Annotated in this window: 17 protein-coding genes; 9 read left to right on the forward strand and 8 right to left on the reverse strand. The window is 75.6% G+C overall.

The window, feature by feature from the left end:
* Positions 1 to 41: 41 nt before the first annotated feature.
* A complete protein-coding gene (locus K329_RS26475; RefSeq protein WP_052336816.1) occupies positions 42 to 392 on the forward strand; it encodes a TfoX/Sxy family protein in 351 nt (116 codons plus the stop codon).
* A 523-nt stretch (positions 393 to 915) separates the two neighbouring features.
* Positions 916 to 2,379, forward strand: coding sequence for an HNH endonuclease signature motif containing protein (locus tag K329_RS0112235; protein ID WP_028473268.1), 1,464 nt, complete (start codon positions 916 to 918; stop codon positions 2,377 to 2,379).
* A 246-nt stretch (positions 2,380 to 2,625) separates the two neighbouring features.
* Here K329_RS0112235 and K329_RS30305 read toward each other — a convergent pair whose 3' ends face one another.
* Positions 2,626 to 3,237: a DedA family protein gene (locus tag K329_RS30305; RefSeq protein ID WP_052336817.1), complete on the reverse strand. Its 612-nt coding sequence runs from the start codon at positions 3,235 to 3,237 to the stop codon at positions 2,626 to 2,628.
* 154 nt (positions 3,238 to 3,391) lie between these two features.
* Between K329_RS30305 and K329_RS0112245 the strand changes: the two genes are divergently transcribed.
* The gene (locus tag K329_RS0112245) at positions 3,392 to 3,811 is read left to right on the forward strand and encodes a PPOX class F420-dependent oxidoreductase (protein WP_028473269.1); all 420 of its coding nucleotides are present in this window, start codon (positions 3,392 to 3,394) and stop codon (positions 3,809 to 3,811) included.
* Here the strand turns inward: K329_RS0112245 and K329_RS0112250 are convergent.
* From K329_RS0112250 to K329_RS26485, 6 genes are all read right to left on the reverse strand, one after another.
* Positions 3,808 to 5,982, reverse strand: a complete 2,175-nt coding sequence (locus tag K329_RS0112250; protein WP_028473270.1) for a heavy metal translocating P-type ATPase — start codon at positions 5,980 to 5,982, stop codon at positions 3,808 to 3,810. The genes K329_RS0112245 and K329_RS0112250 overlap by 4 nt on opposite strands.
* A 4-nt stretch (positions 5,983 to 5,986) precedes the next feature.
* Positions 5,987 to 6,265, reverse strand: a complete 279-nt coding sequence (locus tag K329_RS0112255) for a DUF1490 family protein (protein WP_028473271.1) — start codon at positions 6,263 to 6,265, stop codon at positions 5,987 to 5,989.
* A 99-nt stretch (positions 6,266 to 6,364) separates the two neighbouring features.
* On the reverse strand, positions 6,365 to 7,630 hold the full coding sequence (locus tag K329_RS0112260) for an MFS transporter (protein ID WP_052336818.1): 1,266 nt from the start codon (positions 7,628 to 7,630) through the stop codon (positions 6,365 to 6,367).
* Positions 7,627 to 8,682 carry an ABC transporter substrate-binding protein gene (locus tag K329_RS0112265; RefSeq protein WP_084541248.1) on the reverse strand — a complete coding sequence of 352 codons (1,056 nt, stop codon included), beginning with the start codon at positions 8,680 to 8,682 and terminating at the stop codon, positions 7,627 to 7,629. The genes K329_RS0112260 and K329_RS0112265 overlap by 4 nt, the downstream gene beginning before the upstream one ends.
* 41 nt (positions 8,683 to 8,723) lie before the next feature.
* Positions 8,724 to 9,512, reverse strand: coding sequence for an ABC transporter ATP-binding protein (locus K329_RS0112270; RefSeq protein WP_028473274.1), 789 nt, complete (start codon positions 9,510 to 9,512; stop codon positions 8,724 to 8,726).
* Positions 9,509 to 10,591, reverse strand: coding sequence for a FecCD family ABC transporter permease (locus tag K329_RS26485; protein ID WP_245596545.1), 1,083 nt, complete (start codon positions 10,589 to 10,591; stop codon positions 9,509 to 9,511). The genes K329_RS0112270 and K329_RS26485 overlap by 4 nt, the downstream gene beginning before the upstream one ends.
* An 84-nt stretch (positions 10,592 to 10,675) precedes the next feature.
* Between K329_RS26485 and K329_RS30885 the strand changes: the two genes are divergently transcribed.
* The 6 genes from K329_RS30885 to K329_RS26505 are packed head-to-tail and all read left to right on the forward strand — an operon-like array spanning position 10,676 to position 17,671.
* Positions 10,676 to 11,467 carry an ATP-binding cassette domain-containing protein gene (locus K329_RS30885; RefSeq protein ID WP_052336819.1) on the forward strand — a complete coding sequence of 264 codons (792 nt, stop codon included), beginning with the start codon at positions 10,676 to 10,678 and terminating at the stop codon, positions 11,465 to 11,467.
* On the forward strand, positions 11,464 to 12,231 hold the full coding sequence (locus K329_RS30890) for an ABC transporter ATP-binding protein (RefSeq protein WP_211225844.1): 768 nt from the start codon (positions 11,464 to 11,466) through the stop codon (positions 12,229 to 12,231). The genes K329_RS30885 and K329_RS30890 overlap by 4 nt, the downstream gene beginning before the upstream one ends.
* Positions 12,228 to 13,463, forward strand: coding sequence for an MFS transporter (locus K329_RS0112290; RefSeq protein ID WP_028473275.1), 1,236 nt, complete (start codon positions 12,228 to 12,230; stop codon positions 13,461 to 13,463). Before K329_RS30890 ends, K329_RS0112290 begins: the two co-directional genes overlap by 4 nt.
* A 45-nt stretch (positions 13,464 to 13,508) precedes the next feature.
* A complete protein-coding gene (locus K329_RS0112295; RefSeq protein WP_028473276.1) occupies positions 13,509 to 15,044 on the forward strand; it encodes an ABC transporter substrate-binding protein in 1,536 nt (511 codons plus the stop codon).
* Positions 15,037 to 16,902: an ABC transporter permease subunit gene (locus K329_RS26500; protein ID WP_084541249.1), complete on the forward strand. Its 1,866-nt coding sequence runs from the start codon at positions 15,037 to 15,039 to the stop codon at positions 16,900 to 16,902. Before K329_RS0112295 ends, K329_RS26500 begins: the two co-directional genes overlap by 8 nt.
* Positions 16,793 to 17,671 (forward strand): DNA-formamidopyrimidine glycosylase family protein, encoded by an 879-nt coding sequence (locus tag K329_RS26505; RefSeq protein ID WP_084541250.1) that lies wholly within the window; start codon positions 16,793 to 16,795, stop codon positions 17,669 to 17,671. The genes K329_RS26500 and K329_RS26505 overlap by 110 nt, the downstream gene beginning before the upstream one ends.
* Here the strand turns inward: K329_RS26505 and K329_RS0112310 are convergent.
* A complete protein-coding gene (locus K329_RS0112310; protein ID WP_052336820.1) occupies positions 17,655 to 18,125 on the reverse strand; it encodes an arsenate-mycothiol transferase ArsC in 471 nt (156 codons plus the stop codon). The genes K329_RS26505 and K329_RS0112310 overlap by 17 nt on opposite strands.
* Positions 18,126 to 18,164 lie beyond the last annotated feature (39 nt).

Raw genomic sequence — 18,164 nt, forward strand, 5'->3', positions numbered from 1 at the left:
CGACGTACGCTGCACGACCGACCGCCGTTCGAGGAGCCCCCATGGCGTACGACGCCCTCGCCGCCCGGATCCGCACCGCCCTGGACGCCGCTGCCGGCCCGGGCGAGTACCGCGAGATCAGGATGTTCGGCGGCCTGTGCTGGACCGTCAACACCCACATGGTCGTCGGCACCGGCGACGACGACCTGATGGTCCACGTCGGCAAGGACGGTCTCGCCGCGGCGCTCGAGCACGGCGCCCGGCCGGCGACGATGGGCGGACGCACCATGCACGGCCTGGTGCTGGTCGCGGCGGCCGATCTCCCCGATGCGGCGGCACTCGACGCCTGGGTGGCGCCGGCGGTCGCGAGGGCACGGGCGAAGGCGCCGAAGAAGCCGAGAGCCTCGCACTGACGGGCGGCGCTGGTACGGCGGGGAGTGGGAGTCCGTGCGGTGGTTGAGGAGCGAGCGCCTGCCCGACCTGGTGGTTGAGGAGCGAGCGCCAGCGAGCGTCTCGAAACCACGCGCCCACGGTGGTTGAGCAGGACCGCCAGCCCGCCGGTGGTTGAGGAGCGAGCGCCAGCGAGCGTCTCGAAAGCACGCGCCCGCGGTGGTCGAGCAGGACCGCCAGCCCGCCGGTGGTTGAGGAGCGAGCGCCAGCGAGCGTCTCGAAACCACGCCCAGGGGTGGTGGAGGAGGGCCGCCAGCCCGCCGGTGGTTGAGGAGCGAGCGCCAGCGAGCGTCTCGAAACCACGGCCCCGGTGGTGGAGAGGAGGGTCGGCAGGCCCGTGCCGGCGTTGGTTGAGGAGGGCCGCTAGGCCCGACTCGAAACCACCCCCTTTTCGGCAATCGAAGGCCTCTTGACCTGGTCAAACAGTTATCCCCAGATCACTTGCCGACCCTGGCGATCGAACGCGTGATCGAATAGAATCAGGGCATGAGCCCGACCACCGCCACCTCTGAGCGCACCGCCTCCCCGGCCGTGCTGCTCGACGGTGCCCGGGCGGCTCTGGCGCGTCAGCGGGTCGCTGAGGTCGAGGTCCTCCTGGCGGTCGCGGACTGGGCCGACGCCCACACCGAGGACGGCGTGGTGGCCGACCAGTACGGGCCGTTCGGGTTGCTCCGCGGCGATGCGCATCTCCTGCCGGGTGCGGACGTGTTCGGCGAGCTCGGTGGTCCGGGCGCGCCGTTGGTGTCGGAGTTCTGCGTCGTGGAGATCGCGGCCGCACTCGGCCTGTCGACCGACTCCGGTCGCCGGCTGCTCGGTGACGCGGTCGAACTGCGCCACCGCCTCCCGCGGCTGTGGAACCGAGTGACCGCTGGCGTATTGCCCGTGTGGCGGGCTCGGAAGATCGCGCAGGAGACGACCCAGCTCACGGTCGAGGGCGCGGACTTCGTCGACCGTCACCTCGCACCCGTGGCGCACAAGACCGGGATGGTCACCGCGCAGAAGCTCGTGGCCGAGGCGATCGCGAGGTTCGACCCCGAGAAGGCCGAGCTCGACCGCGCCGACTCCGACGCCACCCGCCGCTTCGACATCGACCTCCAGGGCCAGATCGACCCCGCCCGAGGGGTCGTGCCGGTGTCGGGCACCCTCGACCTCGCCGACGCCCTCGACCTCGAGAACGCCGTGTCCCGCGTGGCCGCCGACCTCGCGCTCGCCGGGTCGCTGGACTCCCTCGACGCACGGCGATCATCCGCGGTCGGTGAGATCGCGCGGCGCCAGACGACGCTCGACCTCAGCGGCTGCGACAACGCCGACGCTGTGCGGACCACGACGGGCGAGGCCAGCAAACAGACCGGCAGCGACACCGCGCCGGCCGCGACGCGATCGAAGGCCCGCCAGGTCGTGCTCCACGTCCACCTCGCCGAAGCCGCCCTCACCGACCTGGACCCCAACGCCTGCGGCGGCGTCGACCTCGCCCGTGTCGAGGAGACCCGCAGCTTCGTGCTCGCCGAGCAGGTCCGCGAATGGTGCAGGTCATCCTTGATGCACGTGGTGGTGAAGCCCGTCATCGACCTGCGCGACCAGGTCGCGGTCGACGCCTACGAGATCCCCGACCGGATCGCCGACCGCGTCCGCCTCACCCGACCGACCTGCGTCTTCCCGCACTGCACCCGACCCGCGCGGGGCTGCGACCTCGACCATGTCGACGAGTACGTCCCGCCCGACCCGCACCACCCGGGCGGCGGCGGGCCACCAGGTCAGACCTCCACTGCGAACCTCGCCCCACTCTGCCGCCGACATCACCGCGTGAAGACCCACCCCTCGCTGAGCGGCACGGGACCCGAGAGACGGTGGCGCTACCGGCGCCTGCCCGACGGATCGTTCGTCTGGACGAGCCCGCACGACCAGCAGTACCTCGTCGACCCCCACGGCACGATCGCGCTCCCCGCTTGAACCTGCCCGCCTGACCGCACACCCCGGACGCCAGCGTCCCTGGGGTGTGCCGTCATGCCCGAAGAATCGTGACTTCGAGACACTCGCTGCGCCCGCTCCTCACCCACCGGACGCACCGCGCCCGCTCCTCACCCACCGGACGCGCTGCGCTCGCTCCTCACCCACCGGACGCGCTGCGCTCGCTCCTCACCCACCGGCAGCACTGCGCTCGCTCCTCACCCACCGGCCCGACCCGCGAGCGCGACGTCAATTCCCGCCCACGGCTGCCGCGGCCGCGGCGCTGCGCCGCGTCAGCACCCGGTCGATGACGACCCCCGCCGTGAACCCGACCCCCATGCCGATCACCATCGCCAGGATCGGGCGATCGCTGAGCCCGAAGCCGGCGACGGCGCCGATGACGACCGTGAAGGCCGCCCACAGGGAGCAGCCGGCCGTGGCGAGGGGCAGCCAGGTGCGGTAGCGGAGGGCACCGCCGGCGACGAGGTTGACGCCGATCCGGACGACGGGGAGGAACCGGGCGGTCACGATGACGTGGGGCCCGCGGTCGCGCACGAGCCGTTCGGCCAGGTCGAGGCCCCGGCCCAGGCGCCGACGTCGGCGCAGCCGCTCCCGGGGCAGCCGGCCACCGATCCAGAACCCGGTGCTGTCGCCCAGCAACGCTCCGACCACTCCGGCCGCGAACAGGCCCGGCAGCACCCACTGCTCGTCGGAGGCCACCGCGAGCGCAGCGACGGAGATCAGCACCTCGTCGCTCGGCACGAGCGGGACGAAGCAGTCGGCGTACGTCAGCAGCGCGACCACGACGTACAGCCACGGCGAGTCGAGCAACCCCCGCGCGACGTCGAGCAGCCCGTCCATGCGCCCACCTCCGGCGCCAGCATCCCAGGGCGCCCTAGGGCGGACCCGGCGGCCAGGGTGCCCCAGGCAGACCCGGTCCCGGGGACGCACTGCGGCCGGGGTCCCTCCCCTACCGTGGAGGACCCACGCCACCGACCGACCGACGGAGACCCCCGTGCCCGACTCCCCGCTCACCCCCGACGCCCGCGCCATGCTGGCGAAGCCGAACCCCGCCGTCATCGCGACCGTGCGCCGCGACGGCCAGCCCGTCTCGGCGGCGACCTGGTACCTCCTGCGCAACGACGACCGCATCCTCGTCAACATGGACGAGGGCCGGGTGCGCCTCAAGCACCTGCGCAACGACCCTCGCATCACGCTCACCGCGATCGACGAGGCGAACTGGTACACCCACGTGACCGTCATCGGCCGCGTCGTCGAGATCTACGACGACCCCGACCTGGTCGACATCGACGCGCTCTCCCGCCACTACGGCGGCAAGCCCTACCCCCGCCGCGACCGCCTCCGCGTCAGCGCCCTCATCGAGGTCGACCGCGTGCATGGCTGGGGCGAGCAGAAGAACAACGACCAGGCCTAGGCGTCGGCCCTCGCCGGCTCCAGCCGGTAGCGCGTGGTCCGGCTCGAGTTCGCCACGACGGCGATCGAGGACGCGTTGTGGAGCAGTGCGGCCACGACCGGCGACAGGGCCCCGCCGGCGCTGACGACCAGCCCGACCGAGTTCACCGCGATCGACATGCCGTAGTTCTGGCGGATCACGCGGACGGCCTGGCGCGAGAGGTCGCGCAGCTCGAGCAACCGGTGGAGGTCGTCCCCGGCGAGAGCGATCTGGGCGGTCTCGAGGGCGACGTCGGTGCCGCCGACACCCATCGCGATGCCCACGTCGGCCAGCGCCAGCGCCGGCGCGTCGTTCGTGCCGTCGCCGACCATGGCGACCGTGTGGCCCGCGGCCTGCAGCGCGGCGACGACGTCCTGCTTCTCCTCGGGCATCACCTGGGCCCGCCACTCGTCGATGCCGAGCTCGGCGGCGACGGCGGCGGCCGTGAGCGGGTGGTCGCCGGTGAGCATGACGATGCGTCGTACGCCGTCGGCGCGCAGCGCCTCCACGACCTCGCGAGCCTCCGGACGCACGGTGTCGCGCAGGCTGACGAGCCCGGTCAGCACGCCGTCGACCGCCAGCAGCAGCGGCGTCTCGGCCTCCTGCTGCAGCTGCCGCACCCAGCCGGTCGCGACCTCGTCGACGGCGACGCCCTCGCGCTCGAGCAGGGGCAGGTTGCCGAGCAGGAGCGTCCGACCGTCGGCGATGGTGCGCATCCCGAGGCCCAGCAGCACCTCGCACTCCTCGTGGGGAGGGATCGCGATGTGGCGCTCCTCGGTGGAGCGGATGACGGCCTGCGCCAACGGGTGCCGGGAGTGGATCTCCGAGCTGGCGACGTACGCGAGCACCTGCTCGGGCTCCCAGGCGTCGTCGAACGAGACCACGTTGGTGACGACGGGCCGGCCCACCGTCAGCGTGCCGGTCTTGTCGAAGACGAACGCGTCGACCTGGGCGGCGGCCTCCAGGTGGGAGCCGCCCTTCACCAGGATGCCGCGGCGCGCCCCGTTGCCGATCGCGGCGCTGATGGCCGTCGGGGTGGCGAGTCCGACCGCGCAGGGGCAGGCGACGAGCAGCATGGTCATCGCGCGTCGTACGTCGCGGGTGACCAGGAACGTCGCGGCGGCCAGGGCGAAGGACGCGGGCACGAAGCGGCGGGAGAAGTTCTCGCCGACGGTCTGGATGGGCGCGCGGTCGGTCTGCGCCTCCTCGACCCGGCTGATCACCCGCCCGATGGCGGTGTCGCGCCCGACCGCGGTGGCGCGCACGACCACACGGCCCTTCATCAGGACGCTGCCGGCGTGCACCCGCTGACCCAGCACGATCGCCACCGGCAGGGTCTCGCCGGTGATCGCGGACTGGTCGAGCACGCCGTCACCGTCGACCACGACGCCGTCCACCGGCACGGCCACGTGCTCGTGCACGACGACCTCGTCGCCCACGGCGAGCCGGTCGATGTCGACGAGCTCCTCGGTCGTGACGCCGGCGGCGTCGGTGCGCCGTACCCACGCGTCGGCCTGCGTGCCGGTGAGCAGGTCGCGGATGGCGTGGCGCGTACGACGCAGCGTGAGGTCCTGGAGGTACTCGCCGATGTTGAGCAGCCAGAGCACCGTCAGGGCGACGATGTTCTCGCGCAGCAGCAGGCTCGCGACCGTGGCCGCCGAGACCAGCGCGTCGGTGCCGGCGGCGCGGCGACCGGCCAGGCCCCGCAGCGCGCCGCGCAGGAACGGGTAGCCGGTGAAGATCGTGACGCCGGTGGCGAAGGTGCGGCTGGTGGGGCCGAGCACCGGCGGGCGCCGCAGCACGTAGCGCCGTCCGCCCAGCAGCAGGAGCGCGAGGCCGCCGACCACCATGCGGGCGAGGTCGCCGTTCGAGACGTCGGCGGAACGCGGCAGCCGCGCGGGTACGGCGGACGCGGGCGTCGCCGTCGTGGCCGCACCGATGGCCGCCACGACGTCGTCGAGGTCGCAGCGCTCGGGCCGGAACCACACGACCACGGAGCCCGTGCGCGGGAACGCCTGCACGGCACGGACGCCCGCGACCCGGTCGACGGCCTCCTCGACCGCGACGGCGCGGCCCGAGGAGGCGAGCAGGTCGGGGACCGCGTACCGCGCGCGACCCGCCTGGGCCGCCAGCGCCACCCGGGTGACGACCACGGGCTCAGTGCTCGTGGTCGTGAGCGGCGATGTCGGCGCCCGGCGGCGGCGCCTGCTCCCCCACGCGCTGGCGGGCGTCGGCCACGATGTCGCCGGTGGCGAGGCGCACGCGCTCGGCGCCGGCCTCGACACGGCGCTTGCCCCGCAGGCCGAGCGCGACCGTCGTCACCGCGCTCTCGCGGACGGCGCCGGTCTCGGCCGCCTTCTTGACCCCGTCCCACGCGACGGCGCCGACCAGGCCCGTGACGATGGTCGAGCCGGCCTTCGCGAACAGTCCGATCACCGGAGTTCTCCTCACTGGTCCACGGCCGCCGGGTGCGGCCGAGGGAGACGATAGACGACGACAATGATTCTCATCTGCATCGGGTCGACCGATGGACGCTCACTCCGCCCCGAAGGCCCGGTGCCGCAGGCCGGTGCCCGCTCCGGCGACGACGCTCAGCGCCAGGACGACGGCCGCACCGGCCATCGCGGCCCCCACGCCGACCGTCTCGGCCGCGGCCCCGCCCAGCACCGCACCGAACGGGGTGCCGCCCCAGGCGATCATGCGGGCCGTCGTGTTCACCCGCGCCTGGAGGGGGTCCGGGGTGACCCGCTGCCGCGTGGCGATGCCGTTGAGCACCACGAGGGTGTGCGCGCCGGACCAGGCCAGCAGCAGCACGAGCACGACGGGGTACGGCGCGGAGCCCGCGAGCCCGGCCACCGCCGGGACCCCGAGGGCGAGGCCGCCGAGCGTCAGCCACCCGGTCGGCACCCGGCGCGCGAGCCACGGGAGCGCGCTGGCCGCGAGGAACCCGCCCACGGCCACGACGGCGAGCATCACGCCGTACCGCTGCCCCTCCCCGACCGCGCCCGTGCCCGCCCCGTCCACCGCGAGCACGACGAGCAGCGCGGTGACGGCGCCCCCGGCGACCGAGTTGCCGACCCCGACGAGCGTGAGGTCCCGCACCACGGGCTGACGGAGCACGAACCGCAGGCCCTCCGCGACGTCGGCACGCAGGGTCGGCCGGGGGGACGGGCCCGCCCCGTCCCGCCCGACCGCCAGCGGACCCATCGGCGCCGTGACCACGAGCAGCAGCGCGGCCGCCGCGACGTACGCCGCGGCGTCGACCGCCAGCGCCGACGCCGACCCCAGCCACGCGACCAGCAGGCCGCCGAGCGCGGGGGCGCCGATGCCGACGAGCGTGGTGCTCGTCCAGACCAGGCTGTTCGCGGCCACGATCCGCTCCCGGCCGACGATCGCCGGGAGCGCACCGAAGGCGGCCGCGTCGAACCACACGAACGCCGAGGCCACCACGAGCGCCACGACGAGGGCGTGCGTCGAGGTCAGGGCACCCGCGGCCTGGGCGAGCGGCACGCTGAGCAAGGCCGCCGCCGACGTCAGCTGCGCCGCGAGCATCACCCGGCGCCGGGGCCACCGGTCGGCCATGGCGCCGGCGAGCAGGCCGAGCACGAGGTACGGCGCGACCTGCGCCGCGGCGACGAGCGCGGCGACGAACGCCGAGCCCGAGAGCTGGAGCACCAGCAGGGGCATCGCGACCCCGGTCACCGCCGAGCCCGCCACCGCCACGACGCGCGCCGCCGCGAAGAGCAGCAGGTCGCGGTCGTGGAGCAGCGGGCGGGCGGCGACCGGGGGCGCAGTGCTCACGGGTGCAGGCCCGCCGCGACGTCGCGCACGCCCTCGACGGCGGCCAGCGTGCCGGGCTGGATGAACGTGTTGTCGACGGCCACGAGACGTCCGTCCCGCACCGCCCTGCTCTCCGGGAACGTCGACGTCAGGTAGTCGATCGTCTCCTGCTCGTGCTCGGGGCTGTTGACGGCGAACACGAACGCCTCGGGGTCCTCCGCGAGCACGGCCTCGGGGCCGACCTCGGCGGCGAAGAAGTCGGCGAAGAGCCCGTCGCCGGAGTCCCAGACGTTCTCCCCGCCGGCGAGGCGCAGCACGTCGACCTCGATGGCCCCGCCGATCGCGTAGACCTTGCCGGCCTCGACGTACACCTGCGCGGCCCGCACGGGCGCCTCGCCCTCGAAGGAGGCCGCCACCTCGGCGAGCGCGGCCCGCGCCTGCTCCTCCAGCTCGGCGGCCCGCTCCTCGACGCCGAAGACCTCGCCCAGGAAGGCGACGTCGGCGAACGCGTCCTCGACGGTGCCGGCGGTCCGCCGGTCGGCGCAGCCCCCCGTGGCCACGTAGGTGACCGCGCCGAGGTCGGCCAGGTCGTCGTACCCCGCGAAGCCCATCTCGGTGTTGAACTCGTACTCCGTGCCGCTGAGCACGAGGTCGGGCGTCTGCGAGACCAGGGTCTCCTTGTCGGGCGGGCTGTCGCTGCTCAGCGACGGGATGGCGTCGACCTGCTCGGCGAGCTCGGGGCTCGGCTCGCCCAGGGCGTCCTGCGCCTGGGCGACGACGCGGTCGCCGACACCGAGCTGGATCAGCAGCTCGGTGATGCTCGGGTGGAGGCTGACGACCCGCTGCGGCGCCGCGGGCACGCTGATCTCGCGCCCGCAGGTGGTGCCCGTGACGGGGTACGACGCGCCGTCGCCGTCCGCGGCGTCCTCCGCGCCCCCGGCGTCGGCCGGGGTGACGGTGCCGCAGCCCGTGGCCAGGAGGCCGACGGCCAGGACGGCCGCGAGGGCGGGGCCGGGGGTACGGCGCCGGCTCCGGGTCGACGTGGGAGTGGGGGTCGGGGTGCTGAGGGACATGGTGCTCCTGCTTCTCGGGTGGTCGTGCCGGGTGGGTCGGGTCAGTCGGGGTGGACGGGTCGCCCGCGGTGGGAGACCGCGACGAGCGGGCGCCGGGTGCGCGGGTGGGGCAGCACGTCGCAGGTCACGCCGTACACGTCCTCGACGCGTTCCGGGGTGAGCACGGCGGCGGGTGCGCCCTCAGCGACGAGGCGGCCGTCGGCGAGCAGCGCGATCCGGTCGCAGTAGGCCGCCGCGAGCGTCAGGTCGTGGAGCGCGACGACGCAGGTGACGCCGAGCGCGGCGACCAGCTCGAGCAGCTCGAGCTGGTGGGCGACGTCGAGGTGGTTGGTGGGCTCGTCGAGCAGCAGCACCTGCGGCTCCTGGCACAGCGCCCGTGCCAGCAGCACCCGCTGGCGCTCGCCGCCCGAGAGGGTCGGGAACGCACGGTCGGCCAGGTGGATGCCGTCGACGCGCTCGAGGCAGGTGCGGGCCAGGTCGACGTCGCTGCGGCGCCCGCCCCGCGACCGGGGGTGCGGGATCCGGCCGAGCAGCACCACGTCGAGCACGGTGAGCTCGAGGTCGACGGCGTGGTCCTGGGTGAGCACCGCGCAGCGGCGGGCGAGCTCGCGGGGCCGCGCGGTCGCGACGTCGAGCCCGGCGGTGCGCACGCTGCCCGCGCTCGGCCGCACCACGCCGTACGCGGTGCGCAGCAGCGTCGACTTGCCGCTGCCGTTGGGGCCGAGGAGGCCGACGACCTCGCCCGCGGCGGCGTGCAGCGAGACGCCGTGGAGCAGGCGGCGTCCGCCCAGGACGACGTCGACGTCGCGGATCTCGAGGGCGGCGCTCACGCGACCCCACCCACCGGCCGGCGGCGCAGCAGCCAGAGGAAGAACGGGGCACCGACGAGGGCGGTGACCACCCCGACGGGCAGCTCGCGCGGCGCGGCGGCGGTGCGGGCGAGCGTGTCGACCGCCACGAGCAGCAGGGCGCCGGCGAGCGCAGCGACGGGCAGGAGCCGGCGGTGGTCGGCGCCGACGAGGAGCCGGCAGACGTGCGGCACCACCATGCCCACGAACCCGATGCCGCCCGCGACCGCGACCACGCTGCCGACGAGCAGCGACGTGACGAGGAGCGTCTCGATGCGGAACCGGGTGACGTCGACCCCCAGCGAGGTCGCCGTCTCGTCGCCGGTCATGACGGCGTTGAGGTGGTCGGTGCGCAGCAGCGCGTACGCCGCGCCCAGGCCCAGCACCAGCGCCGGCAGGGGCAGCGTCGCCCAGTCGGCCGAGGAGATGCTGCCGAGGAGGAAGAACAGGATCCCCGGCAGCTTGCCGTGCTCGGCCGTCACGGTGATCCAGCTGGTGACGGCGCTGAAGAGGTAGGAGAGGGCGACCCCGGCGAGCACGAGCCGCAGCGACTCGATCCGGCCGCCGCGGGACGCCAGCAGGTAGACGAGCAGTCCGGCGAGCACGGCCCCGGCGAAGGCCGACCCCGAGACGAGGAGGCCGGGCACGCTCGCGCCGAGCACCAGGCCGATGACGGCCCCGAGGGCGGCGCCCGACGAGGCGCCCAGCACGTACGGGTCCGCCAGCGGGTTGCGGATGACCGCCTGCAGGATCACGCCCACGATCGCCAGGGCCGCCCCCACCACCGCGGCCAGGAGCACCCGTGGGGTCCGGAACGACCAGACGATGCGGTCCTCGACGAGGGTCCAGGTCGCGACGTGCTCGCCCGGCAGCAGGTGGGCCGCCAGGATGCGCAGCGTCGTGCCGGGCCCCACCCCGGTGGAGCCGATGCCGATACTCGCGACGACGGCCACCAGCAGGGCGACCACCAGGCCCGCCACGACGAGGACGAACCGGGGGTGGGTACGGCGGACGGCGGCGGGACGGGCCGGGCTGCCGGGAGGTCGAGGGGATCGGATCACGGCTGAATGATAATGATTCTCATCTTGATGTCGAGCGGATCCGTCGAATTGCCCTACGAATGAGACTCGTTATCATTTCCGCTCGTGACCTCTCCCCCGTCCGACCTCCCACCGGCGCTCGCCGCCCGCGGCCTGACCGTGCGCGTCGGCGGCACGGTGCTGGTCGATGGCCTCGACCTCGACCTGGCTCCGGGTGAGCGGGTCGCGCTGCTGGGCGCGTCGGGGTCGGGCAAGTCGGTCACGGCGGCGGCCCTCACCGGGTCGCTGCCGCCCGGCCTGGTCGTCACCGGCTCGCTGGTCGTGGGCGGCGAGGTCGTCGTCCCGGCCCCCGGGCGCCGCCGTTCCGCCCCGCGGACGGCGCTCGTGCCCCAGGACTCGCTCTTCGCCCTCAACCCGCTGGTGCCCGTGGGCCGCCAGCTCACCCGCCCCTGGCGACGCCGCGGGCTCGACGCGCACACCGCCCGCTCCCGGGCCGCCGCGTCGCTGGTGTCCGTCGGGTTCACGGACGCGGAGGCCGTGCTGCGCCGCTTGCCCGCCGAGCTCTCCGGCGGCCAGCGGCAGCGGGTCTGCATCGCGATGGCGGCCGCGTGCGACGTACCGGTGCTCGTCGCCGACGAGCCCACCACCGCCCTCGACACGGTCACCCAGCGCCAGGTGCTCGACGCCCTGCGCACGGTCCCCGCGGCACTGCTGCTCATCACCCACGACGTCGCCGTCGCGGCCGAGCTCTGCGCCCGCGTGCTCGTCGTGCACCGCGGCCTCCTCGTCGACGACCTCGCCACCGACGCCCTGCTGGCCGGTGCCGGCGGGCCCGAGACCCGACGCCTGGTCGGCGCTGTCGCGGACCCGTCGGCCCCCCGGACGGGCGCCGCGTGAGCGCCGCCGAGCTCCGGGCCGCCCGCGTGAGCGCGCGCCCGCGCGGCGCCCACCGGGACGTGCTCGTCGACGTCGACCTCGCCGTCGCGGCGGGCACCACCGTGGGCCTGGTCGGGCGGTCGGGCGCGGGCAAGTCCACGCTCGTCCGGCTCCTCCTGGGCCTGGAGCAGCCCTCGTCCGGCGCGGTCACCTGGCAGGACGCGCACCTGCCCACCCGGCGCGCCGACCGGCGCGGGTTCCGGCGGGCCGTGCAGTACGTGCCGCAGGACCCCCTCGGCAGCCTCGACCCCCGCCACGACGTCGATCACCTCGTCCGCGAGCCGTTGCGCTGCCTGGGCGTCGCCGGCGACCACCGGCAGCGCGTGGCGGCGGCGCTGGCCGCGGTCGATCTCGACCCCTCCCTGGGGCGCCGCCGGCCGCGCGAGCTCTCCGGCGGTCAGGCCCAGCGGGTCGCCGTCGCCCGGGCGCTGGCCACCGGGCCCTCGCTGCTCGTGGCCGACGAGCCGCTCAGCGCCGTCGACCGTCCGCTGCGCGACGAGCTGGTCGACCTGCTCTCCCGGTTGCACCACGAGCGCGGCCTCGGCCTCCTGCTGGTCTCCCACGACCTCGGCGCCGTGGCCCGGCTGTGCGGCACGACGGTGGTGCTCGACGCCGGACGCGCCGTCGAGAGCGGCGCCACCGACCAGCTCCTGCACGAGCCCCGACACCCGGCCACCCGCGCCCTGGTCGAGGCGGCCCCGCGGCTCGATGGTCGAGCCGCGTGAGCGCTGCGCCCCGACCGGCGGTCCTCCTCGGCACCCAGCTCGTCTTCAACGTCGGCTTCTACGCCGTCGTCCCCTTCCTCGCCGTCGTGCTCCGCGACGACTACCTGCTGGGCGGCGCCGCCGTCGGCCTCGTGCTCGGCGTGCGCACGTTCGCCCAGCAGGGCCTCTTCCTGCTCGGCGGGATCCTCACCGACCTGCTCGGGGCGCGGCGTCTCATCCTGCTCGGCTGCGCCGTACGTGTCGCCGGCTTCGCGGCGCTCGCCCTGGCGCCCGGGCTGGGCGTGCTGGTGCTCGGTGCCGTGCTCACCGGGCTCGGCGGCGCGCTCTTCTCCCCCGCGGTCGAGACCCTGGTGGCCCGGGCCGAGGCGGCCCGACCGCCCGGGCCCGCGACCCGGTCGAGCCTGTTCGCACTGCTGGCGGTCGTGGGCGAGACGGGCGCCGTGCTGGGTCCGCTCCTGGGCGCGGCTCTGTTCGGCTGGGGCTTCACCACGGTCGCGCTCAGCGGCGCGGCCCTCTTCGCCTGCGTCGGCGTCGCCCTCGTCCGGTTGATCCCCGCGGGCACCGACGCCCCCTCGCACGCGTCCGCCCGCGCCCGGGCCGACGACCTGCGCTCCGGTCTGAGCCTGCGCCACCGCCGCTTCGTGGCCTTCGCGCTGCTGCACGCGGTCAACCTGCTCGCCTGGAACCAGCTCTACCTCGGGCTGCCCGCCGAGCTGCAGCGGGTCGGTGCCGGTCCCGTGGCGCTCGGCGTGCTCCTCGCCGTTGTCTCCGCCGTCACCATCACCCTCCAGATCCCCGTCGCGCGCCTGGCCCGTCGCCTCGGGCCCCGTGTGGCCCTGCCCGCGGGCTACTGCCTCATCGCCGCGGGCTTCGCCGTGCTGGCCGTCGCCGCCCCGATGGCCCCGCCCGCCTGGTCGACCGCTCCGGCCCTCGGCGCAGCGGTGCTGCTCACCCTCGGCCACCTCACCGTCGGTCCGACCGCGCTCGACCTCGTTCCACGCTTCGCGGACGGCCGCCCGCTGGGGTCGTACTACGGCCTGCTCGCCACCTGCGGCGGCGTGGTCGTGCTGCTGCTCAGCGTGCCGCTCGGCGCCTGGTACGTCGCGGCCAGCACCCCCGGCCCGGGCGCCTCCTTGCCCTGGGCCGTCCTCACGGTCCTCCCCCTCTGCTCGGCCCTCGGCATGGCCGCCCTGCTCCGCCGCATGCCGACGCGCACCGCCGTACCCGCCTGACCCGCCCGACCCGCACCACGTCCCCCACCCGATCCAGGAGTGCCCGTGACCCACCCCCGTCCGTCCCCGTCCCCCCGCACCCGCCGGCACCTGCTCGCCGGCGTCTCCGCGCTGGTGCTGGCGTCGACCACCGCCTGCGTCGGCGGCGGCGCCGACAGCACCGACGCCGCGGACCGCATCGACCTCGCCATGCTGCAGCCGCCCCGCTCCGGGATGTCGCCGCTCAGCGACGACGCGTTCAAGCTGGCCCGCTGGAGCACCGCCGAGACGCTGGTGCGCCTCGACGCGGACGGCAACGCCGAGCCCTTCCTGGCCACCGCCTGGGAGCAGGTCGAGCCGACCGTGTGGCAGGTCGACGTGCGCGAGGGCGTGCAGTTCCACGACGGCAGCGCGCTCGACGCCGCCGCGGTCGTCGGCTCGCTGGAGGCGGCGACCGAGGCCTCCCCTGTGCCGCGCATCCTCGACGGCGTCGACCTGACGGTGAGCGAGGTCGACGCCGACACCGTCGAGATCCGCACCGCCACGGCCGACCCCCTGCTGCCCCAGCGGCTCTCGAGCCCCCAGCTGTCGGTGCTCTCCCCCGCGGCCTACGGCGAGGGGTCCGTCGACCCGGTCGGCACCGGGACCGGGCCGTTCGAGCTCGTCGACGTCGACGGCACCGCCGGCGCTACCCTCGACCGCTTCGACGACTACTGGGGAGAGACGGCCGCGGCGGCCGGCATCGACGTCTCCTTCGTGCCCGACGGCACGGCCCGCGCGGCCGCGCTGCGCACGGGCGAGGCCGACGTCGTGGAGGCGATCCCGGTCGGCCAGGCGGGCCTGCTCGACCCCGAGCTGGTGCACGAGGTGCCGATGCCGCGCACCAACACGCTCTACCTGAACACCGCCGAGGGACCCTTCGCCGACCCGGCCGTCCGTGCCGCGGCCCGGGCGGCGATCGACCGGGCCCGCCTGGTCGCCGACGTCTACGAGGGGCGCGCCGACGAGGCCGCGGGGCTGCTGGGCCCCGCGCTGCCCTGGGCGGCCGACCTGCGCGGCGACCCGTCGTACACGGCGCTCGTCGCGGAGCAGGCGACGCCGGCCGAGGTCGACGGCGCCCGCATCACGCTCGGCACCTTCACGGACCGCTCCGAGCTGCCCGAGGTGGCGGTGCTGATCGAGCAGTCCCTCGAGGCGGCGGGCTTCGTCGTGGAGCAGGACGTCCGGGAGTACCAGTTCATCGAGGCCGACGCGCTCGACGGCGCGTTCGACGCCTTCATCCTGTCGCGGGCGACGGTGCTCGACTCCGGCGACCCGGTCGCCTACCTCTACAGCGACTTCGCCTGCGAGGGCTCGTTCAACCTCTCGCAGTTCTGCGACCCCGCGGTCGACGCGGCGATCGAGGCCGCGGCCGCCGAGCCCGCGGGCCCGGGCCGGCAGGCGGCGATCATGCGCGCCGAGGCCGAGATCCTCGCCCGTGACGCCGCCGTGCCGCTCCTGCACGAGCGCGTCATCCAGGGCGAGGCGGCCGGCGCCGGCGAGATCGCCCGCGACCCCCGGGAGCGCGAGCTGATCGGCGTCGCGAGCACGCCCGGTGACTGAGCGGGCCCTCGCACGGGTCCCGGTGGTCGCGCTCTCCCGGGCCCTGGCCGTCGCGCTCCTCCTCGGCCTGGTCGGGGCCCTGCCGTGGCTCTCGGACCGCGACCCCGCCTACACGATCCTGCGGGCCCGGTACGCCGACCGCGAGGCCACCCCGGAGGCGCTGGCCGCCGTACGCACCGACCTCGGCCTGGAGGGCGGTCCCCTCGGGGCGCTGCGCGTCTGGCTCGGCGGGCTGCTGCGGGGCGACCTCGGCACCTCGTGGGTGAGCGGCAACCCGGTCGGTCCCGGCACGTTCTCGGCCCTCGGCGTCTCCCTGACGTTGATGGGGTTCGCGCTGCTCGTCGCGGGGGTCGTGGCCGCGCTCGTGGTGCTGCCGGCGCTGCGGCGCGGGCTGCGGGGTCGGCCCTCCCGGGGCGCCGGGGCGGGGGCGGCGACCCTCACGGCGCTGCCCGAGTTCCTGCTCGCGGTGGTGCTCCTGCTGGTCGGCGCCGTGTGGCTGGGCTGGTTCCCGCCGTACGGCTGGGACGGCCTGCGCCACGTCGTGCTGCCCGCCCTCGCGCTGGGGTTGCCGGCCGGCGGCCTGCTCGGCCGCCTGCTGGCCACCGCCGTCGCCGCCACGTTCTCCGAGCGCTGGGTGACGACGTGGCGCCTGGCGGGGTACGGCGAGCGCGAGGTCGCGGTCGCCGTCCTGCGCCGCACGCTGCCCTCCGTCGTCGACCAGGTCGGCCTCGTCGTCGTCGGCCTCACCGGCGGCGCCGTCGCCGTCGAGGAGGTCTTCGCGATCCCCGGCCTGGGCCGTGCGACCCTCGGCGCCGCGGCGGCGCAGGACCTGCCGGCCCTGCAGGCGGGGGTGCTCGTCCTGGTCGGCCTCGCGCTCCTGGTCGGCGGGCTGGCCGCGCTCGGACGTCGGCTGCTGCTCGGCCGGGCGGCCCGTCTCGGCAGCCTGCCGCTGCCCGACCCGGTCCTCGTGCGACGCCGCCGGGACCTGGTGCTGCCGCTCACGTGCGCCGCCCTGCTCCTGCTCCTCCTGCTCACCGGGCTGCCCCGCGACCCGTACGCCGCCACCCACGACCGCCTCGCCGCCCCCGGGCCCGACCTGCCCCTCGGCGCCGACGCCAGCGGCCGCGACCTGCTCGCCCGCGTGGGCCACGGTGCGCTCGCCACCGTGGGCACGGCGCTCGCCGTCGTCGCGGTCTGCCTCCTCGTCGGTGTGGCGCTGGGCTGCCTCACCCGGGCCAGCACCGGGCTGGTCGAGGTCGCCAACGCGACGCCGCCCGTGCTGGCCGGGCTCGTCGTGGCCGCCGCGTCGGGCCCGTCCCTGACCGGTGCCGCCGTGGCGGTCGCCGCCGTCGGCTGGGCCCCGCTCGCCGCCCACACGGCGGCCCTCGTCGACGAGGCCCGGGCGCAGCCGCACATCGCGGTGCTGCCCGTGCTCGGGGTGGGCCGCGCCCGTCGCCTCACGCACTACGTGCTGCCGGCGGTCGTGCCGGCCGTCGCCCGGCACGCCCTGCTGCGCCTCCCCGGAACCGCCCTCGCCCTCGCCGCTCTGGGGTTCCTCGGTCTCGGCTCGCGGCCACCGTCGCCGGAGTGGGGCCTCGTGCTCTCCGAGGGCGCCGCCTACATCGAGCGTGCGCCCTGGGCCGTGCTCGCCCCGACGACGGCGCTCGTGCTCGTCGCCGTCCTGGCGGTGTCGTTGTCGGGGTACGGCGGACGGGGGTCGCGACCGGAGCCCGGCTACCGTCGGGACCGTGCCCGAGGGAGACAGCGTCCGCCTGGTCGCACGCCGACTGGACCGGTCGCTGCAGGGACGCACGGTGGCCCGGAGCGACCTGCGGGTGCCGCGGCTCGCGACGCGTGACCTCACCGGGCGCACCGTGCTCGAGCACGCGACCCACGGCAAGCACCTGCTCACGCGCTTCTCCGGCGCCGTGACCCTCCACTCCCACCTGCGGATGGACGGCAGCTGGACCGTGACGGGCGCCGGCAAGCGCCTCCCGCGGCGACTGATGCACGAGGTGCGGGTCGTGCTGGAGACGACGGAGGGCGCGACCGCGTGGGGCCTGCTGCTGCACGACCTCGCCCTGGTGCCGACCTCCGAGGAGCACACGCTCGTCGGTCACCTCGGTCCCGACCCGCTGCGCGACGACTGGGACGCCGACGAGGCGGTACGGCGCCTGCTCGCCCGGCCCGGGACGCCCCTGGTCTCGGCGCTCCTCGACCAGACCCGCATGGCCGGGCTCGGCAACCTGTGGGCGAACGAGCTGGCGTTCGTCGTCGGGCGCAGCCCGTGGACCCCGGTCGGCGAGCTCGACGTGCCGCGCCTCGTGGCGCGGGCCGCGACCGCGCTGCGGCACTCCGCCTCGGTGCCCGGCGCCTACCAGGTCACCACCGGGGTCAGCCGTCGCGGCGAGGACCACTGGGTGGCGGGTCGCGCCCGCAAGCCCTGCCTGCGCTGCGGGACGACGGTGCTGATGATGCCCGAGCTGCCGAACGACCCGGCCCACCGACGTACCTGGTGGTGCCCCCGCTGCCAGCCCGGGCCGGGCCCCGAGACGCGCGTGCCCTCGGTCGTCGACCGACCCCGCGGCGGGCCCGACCAGGCGGACCCGGTCAGGCCGAGCGGCTGACCAGCGACGGCGGCAGCTCGATGCCGGGGACGAGCTCGACGAGCAGGTCGCGCACGCGGGTGTCGATGTCGGCGACCACGCGTCGTACGACGGTCTCGTCCTGGCCCTTGGGATCCTCGAGCGGCCAGTCGCGGTAGCGGGCTCCCGGGACGTACGGGCAGTTCTCGCCGCAGCCCTGGGTGATCGCCAGGTCGCTCGCCGCGATCATCTCGGAGGTGAGCAGCTTCGGGGACTCGCGGGAGGTGTCCAGGCCCAGGGACTCCAGGACCCGGGCGACCTCGGGGTGGACGTGCTCACCGGGCTCGGTGCCGGCCGAGATCGCGACCACCCGGCCCCCTGCGTAGTGCTCGGTGAGCAGCCGCGAGGCGACCGAGCGGCCCCCGTTGGCGCGGCAGGCGAAGACCACGACCGGGGTGTGGCCATGGTCGGTGGTGGCGGCTGCGGTGCTGGTCATGCGGGGCTCCTGGGATGTCGGGCTCGGGGATGCGGGAGG

The sequence above is a fragment of the Nocardioides alkalitolerans DSM 16699 genome, assembly GCF_000426525.1.
Classification (GTDB): domain Bacteria; phylum Actinomycetota; class Actinomycetes; order Propionibacteriales; family Nocardioidaceae; genus Nocardioides; species Nocardioides alkalitolerans.